Genomic DNA, 6,144 nt, shown 5'->3' with positions numbered 1-6,144 from the left:
ATTTCCTCAACGCCCCCTTCAACTGACGACTGAATCATGACGGGCGGGTGCGACGTCGTTGTCGCACCCGCCCGGCAGCCGGGGTCAGCGCGGCGGCAGTGACGCGCTGGCCCCGAAACTGAACGGAGCAGGCGCGGCGACGTTGACGCGCCTGCTCCGAGCCATCAGGAGATCGGCCGGTCCGTCGGCGCGATCGGGGCCGGGAGCACGCCCCGGCCGGTGAGGAAGGCGTCCACGCCGGCCGCGCACGACCGGCCCTCCGCGATCGCCCACACGATCAACGACTGCCCGCGGCCCATGTCGCCCGCCACGAACACATTGTCCACAGTGGTCTGGAAGTTCTTGTCCCGTACGACATTGCCGCGCTGGTCCAGGTCCACGCCCAGGTCGGTCAGCAGGCCCTCGCGCTGCGGCCCGAGGAAGCCCATCGCCAGCAGCACCAGTTGCGCGGGCAGTTCGGTCTCAGTGCCCTCGACCGGCACGAACTTGCCGCCCTCGTTGCGCACCTCCACCAGCTTCAGCGCGCGCACGCGTCCGTCCTCATCGGACAGGAACTCCTGCGTGTTGACCGAGTACAGCCGCTCGCCGCCCTCTTCGTGCGCGGACGTGACGCGGTAGATCATCGGGTACGTCGGCCACGGGTGCGCGTCCGAACGCGACTCCGGCGGCTTCGGCATGATCTCCAGCTGGGTCACCGACTTCGCGCCCTGCCGGTGCGACGTGCCGACGCAGTCCGCGCCGGTGTCGCCGCCGCCGATGACCACGACGTCGAGGCCCTTGGCCGAATACGGCGACTCCGCCAGCTCGCCCGCCGCGACCCGGTTGGCCGGCGGCAGGAACTCCATGGCCTGGTAGATGCCCCCGGCCGAACGGCCCTCGATCGGCAGATCGCGCCACGCCGTCGCGCCGCCCGCGAGGACCACGGCGTCGTGGTCGGATCGCAGCTGCTCGACAGTGACGTCCACGCCGACGTTCACCGACGTCCGGAATTCCGTGCCCTCGGCCCGCATCTGGTCGAGGCGGCGGTCAAGACGGAACTTCTCCATCTTGAACTCGGGAATGCCGTACCGCAGCAGCCCGCCGATCTTGTCGGCCCGCTCGTAGACCACGACGGTGTGGCCCGCGCGGGTCAGCTGCTGCGCCGCGGCCAGCCCGGACGGACCGGACCCGACCACCGCGACCTTCTTGCCCGTCTTCGTGACCGGAACCTGCGGCGTGACCCAGCCCTCCTCGAAGGCCCGGTCGATGATCGAGATCTCGACCCGCTTGATGGACACCGGGTCGTCGTTGATGCCGAGCACGCACGCGGTTTCGCACGGCGCCGGGCACAGCGTGCCGGTGAACTCCGGGAAGTTGTTCGTGGCGTGCAGCCGGTCCGCGGCCTGCTGCCAGTCCTCCCGCCACACCAGCGTGTTCCACTCCGGGATCAGGTTCCCGAGCGGACAGCCCTGGTGACAGAACGGGATCCCGCAGTCCATGCAGCGCCCGGCCTGCTTTTCCAGCTTGGTCGACGCGAAGTCCTCGTAGACCTCGCGCCAGTCCATCAGCCGCAGGTCCACCGGACGCCGCTTCGGTTCCTCGCGCGTGGTGGTCAGAAAGCCCTTGGGGTCAGCCATGTGCGGCCTCCATGATCGCCTCGTTCACGTCCCGGCCGTCCCGTTCCGCCGCGACCTGGGCGGCGAGAACGCGCTTGTAGTCCTTGGGCATGACCTTGCCGAACCGGTCGACCGCACTGTCCCAGTCCGCCAGCAATGCCCGCGCGACGGCGGATTCGGTTTCGTTGTAATGCTTTTCGATGGTTTCGCGCAGGAAGTCGACGTCCGCGGTGTCGAGCGGGTCGATGTCGACCATCTCCGGGTTGACCCGGTGCGCCGGCAGGTCCAGCACGTACGCGACGCCGCCGGACATGCCCGCCGCGAAGTTGCGGCCGACGTTGCCCAGCACGACCATCCGGCCGCCGGTCATGTACTCGCCGCCGTGGTCGCCCACGCCCTCGACGACCGCCAGCGCGCCGGAGTTGCGCACGCAGAACCGTTCGCCCACCTGGCCGCGGATGAAGATCTCGCCGCTCGTGGCCCCGTACGCGATCACGTTGCCCGCGATGATGTGGTTCTCCGCGACGATCGGCGATTCCTTCGGCGGCCGCACGACGATCCGCCCGCCGGAAAGGCCCTTGCCGACGTAGTCGTTGCCGTCGCCGTAGAGCCGCAGCGTGATGCCCTTCGGCACGAACGCGCCGAACGACTGGCCCGCGGTGCCGGTGAAGGTGACGTCGATGGTGTCGTCGGGAAGCCCTTCGCCGCCCCACTTCTTCGTCAGCTCCGAGCCGAGCATGGTGCCGACGGTCCGGTTCACGTTGCGCACCGGCAGTTCCAGCCGCACCTTGTCACCCGCCGCCAGCGCGCCCTCGGCGAGCTGGATCAGCGTGTTGTCCAGTGCCTTGTCCAGCCCGTGGTCCTGCTTCACGGTCTGGTGCCGCACCGCGCGCGGCGGCAGCTCGGGCACGTGGAAGATCGGCGACAGGTCGAGCCCGGCGGCCTTCCAGTGGTCCACCGCCTTGCGCTTGTCGAGCAGCTCGGCGTGGCCGACGGCCTCCTCGACCGACCGGAATCCCAGCTCCGCCAGGTATTCCCGGACCTCCTGCGCGATGAACTCGAAGAAGTTCACCACGTACTCGGCCTTGCCGCTGAACTTCTCGCGCAGCTTCGGGTTCTGCGTCGCGACGCCGACCGGACAGGTGTCGAGGTGACAGACGCGCATCATGATGCAGCCCGACACCACCAGCGGCGCGGTCGCGAAACCGAACTCCTCGGCGCCGAGCAGCATCGCGATCATGACGTCGCGGCCGGTCTTGAGCTGGCCGTCGGTCTGCACCACGATCCGGTCGCGCAGCCGGTTGGCCAGCAGCGTCTGCTGCGTTTCGGCCAGGCCCAGCTCCCACGGTCCGCCCGCGTGCTTGATCGAGGACAGCGGCGAGGCGCCGGTTCCGCCGTCGTGACCGGAGATCAGCACGACGTCCGCGTGCGCCTTGGACACGCCCGCGGCGACCGTGCCGACGCCGACCTCGGACACGAGCTTCACGTGGATGCGCGCGTCCGGGTTGGCGTTCTTGAGGTCGTGGATCAGCTGCGCCAGGTCCTCAATGGAGTAAATGTCGTGGTGCGGCGGCGGGGAAATCAGCCCGACGCCCGGCGTGGAGTGCCGCGTCTTCGCGATCCACGGGTACACCTTGCCGCCGGGCAGCTGCCCGCCCTCGCCGGGCTTCGCGCCCTGCGCCATCTTGATCTGGATGTCGTCGGAGTTCACCAGGTACTCGCTGGTGACGCCGAACCGGCCGCTCGCGACCTGCTTGACCGCGCTGCGCCGTTCCGGGTCGTACAGCCGCTCCGGGTCTTCGCCGCCCTCGCCGGTGTTCGACTTGCCGCCGAGGCGGTTCATCGCGATCGCCAGCGTCTGGTGCATTTCCATCGAGATCGAGCCGTACGAGATGGCCCCGGTGGCGAACCGTTTCACGATCTCCGAAATCGGCTCGACCTCTTCGATCGGCACCGGCTTCCGGTCGCTGTACTTGAAGTCGAACAGCCCGCGCAGCGTCAGCAGCTTCTCGGCCTGGTCGTTGACCGCCTTCGTGTACTCCTTGAAGACGTCGTACTTCCCGGCTCGCGTGGAGTGCTGCAGCTTGAACACCGTCTGCGGGTTGAACAGGTGCGGCTCGCCTTCGCGCCGCCACTGGTAGTCCGCGCCGGTTTCCAGCTCGCGGTGGCTCGCCCGGACGCCGTCGGCCGGGAACGCCCGCACGTGCCGCTGCGAAACCTCCTCGGCGAGGGTGTCGAAGCCGACGCCGCCGAGCCGCGAAGTGGTTCCGGTGAAACAGGTGTCGATCACTTCGGCGCCGAGGCCGACCGCCTCGAAGATCTGCGCGCCGGTGTACGAGGCCACCGTCGAAACGCCCATCTTCGACATGGTCTTGCGGACACCCTTGCCGAGCGCCTTGATGAGGTTCGTGGTGGCCTGCTTGGGAGTCACGCCCGGGATCAGGCCCCGGTGCGCCATCTCCTCGACGGTCGCCATCGCCAGGTACGGGTTCACCGCGGCCACGCCGTAACCGACCAGCAGCGCGATGTGGTGCACCTCGCGTGCGTCGCCCGCCTCGACGATGAGGCCGACCTGCGTGCGCGTCTTCTCCCGCACCAGGTGGTGGTGCACCGCGCCGGTGAGCAGCAGCGACGGAATCGGCGCGTGGTCGGCGTCGACCCCGCGGTCGGACAGCACGATCAGCCGCGCGCCGTCCTCGATCGCCTCGGACACCTCAGCGCGGATCTCGTCGAGCCGCTGCAGCAGCGCGTCCCCGCCGCCGTTCACCTTGTACCGGCCCATGACCGTGACCGCCTGGAACTCCGGCAGGTCGCCGTCGTCGTTGACGTGCACCAGTTTCGCGAGCTGGTCGTTGTCCAGCACCGGGAACGGCAGCACGATCCGGCGGCACGACGACGCGTCCGCGGCCAGCAGGTTCGGCTCCGCGCCGATCTGCGTGCCCAGCGCGGTCACCAGCTCCTCGCGGATCGCGTCCAGCGGCGGGTTGGTCACCTGGGCGAAGAGCTGGATGAAGTAGTCGAACAACGGACGCGAACGCGACGAAAGGGACGCGAGCGGCGAATCGTTGCCCATCGACCCGATCGGCTCCGCTCCGGTGCGGGCCATCGGCTCGAGGATGGTTTCCAGCTCTTCCTCGGTGTAGCCGAACGCCTGCTGCCGCCGGACGAGCGCGGCGTGCAGCGGGACCTCGCGGTCGCGCTCGGGCAGTTCCTCCAGGCGGAGCAGCCCGGCGTCGACCCATTCGTCGTACGGGTGCTCGGAAGCGAGCTGGCCCTTGATCTCCTCGTCCTCGACGATGCGCCCGGCGACAGTGTCGACCAGGAACATCCGGCCCGGCTCCAACCGTCCTTTCCGGACAATCTTCGCCTGGTCGAGCTCGAGCACGCCGACCTCGCTGGCGAGCACCACGAGACCGTCGTCGGTGACCCAGTAGCGGCCCGGACGCAGGCCGTTGCGGTCCAGCACCGCGCCGATCTGCGCGCCATCGGTGAACGCCACCAGCGCCGGCCCGTCCCACGGCTCCATGAGCGTGGAGTGGAACTCGTAGAAGGCGCGGCGCGCGGGGTCCATCTCCTGATGGTTCTCCCAGGCTTCCGGGATCATCATCAGCACCGAATGCGGCAGCGACCGGCCGCCCAGGTGCAGCAGCTCCAGCACCTCGTCGAAGGACGCCGAGTCGCTCGCGCCGCGCGTGATGACCGGGTAGATCCGCTTGAGGTCGCCGGGGACCAGGTCGGTCTCCAGGAGCGCCTCGCGGGCGTCCATCCAGTTGCGGTTGCCCTTGAGGGTGTTGATCTCGCCGTTGTGCGCCACGTAGCGGTACGGGTGCGCGAGCGGCCACGACGGGAAAGTGTTGGTGGAGAAGCGGGAGTGCACCAGCCCGATGGCGCTCGTCACGCGCTCGTCGGCGAGGTCGAGGAAGAACTTCTCGACCTGCGGTTCGGTGAGCATTCCCTTGTAGACGATCGTGCGCGAAGAAAGCGACGGGAAGTACACGTCGTCCTCGACCAGCTCGTGCTCGGCGCGCTTGCGCACGCAGAAGGCGGCGCGCTCGAGTGCGAGGCCGTCGAGATTGTTCTTGCGCCCGGCCAGGAACAGCTGGGTGAAGTGCGGCATGGTCTGCGCGGCGGTCGGACCGCAGTGCGCGGTGTCGACCGGCAGCTCGCGCCAGCCCACCACGCGCATGTCCTCCTCGGCGGCGATCCGCTCGATGGTGGTCATGGCGCGGCCGCGGCGTTTTTCGTCCTGCGGAAGGAACGCGGTGCCGACGGCGTAGCTGCCTTCCGGAGGCAGCTCGAACCCGGCCACCTCGCGGTAGAACGCGTCGGGAACCTGGATCAGCAGGCCCGCGCCGTCCCCGGTGTCCGGTTCCGCCCCGCGGGCGCCGCGATGTTCCAGATTCTTCAACGCGACAAGGGCTTTCGCCACGATCTGATGGTCTCGGCGACCGGTCAGGTCCGCGACGAACGCCACCCCGCAGGCATCGTGCTCGTAAGCGGGGTCATAGAGGCCGTCAGTGGCCGGGCTGCTCGAACGGTGGGTCACGGC

2 protein-coding genes are annotated in these 6,144 nt (G+C 69.0%); both read right to left on the bottom strand.

Annotated features, from left to right (window positions below):
* Positions 1-164: 164 nt before the first annotated feature.
* Positions 165-1,616: a glutamate synthase subunit beta gene (locus ABZX37_RS37445; RefSeq protein WP_354747797.1), complete on the bottom strand. Its 1,452-nt coding sequence runs from the start codon at positions 1,614-1,616 to the stop codon at positions 165-167.
* Entirely contained in the window at positions 1,609-6,141 is a 4,533-nt protein-coding gene (gltB, locus tag ABZX37_RS37440; RefSeq protein WP_354747795.1) for a glutamate synthase large subunit, read from the bottom strand. The genes ABZX37_RS37445 and gltB overlap by 8 nt, the downstream gene beginning before the upstream one ends.
* Positions 6,142-6,144: the final 3 nt, after the last annotated feature.

The sequence above is a fragment of the Amycolatopsis sp. NPDC004079 genome (genome assembly GCF_040610415.1).
In the GTDB taxonomy this organism is placed as follows: domain Bacteria; phylum Actinomycetota; class Actinomycetes; order Mycobacteriales; family Pseudonocardiaceae; genus Amycolatopsis; species Amycolatopsis halotolerans.
The sequence above is the reverse complement of the archived record's forward strand: the minus strand, read 5'-3'. Positions and strand labels throughout refer to the sequence as shown.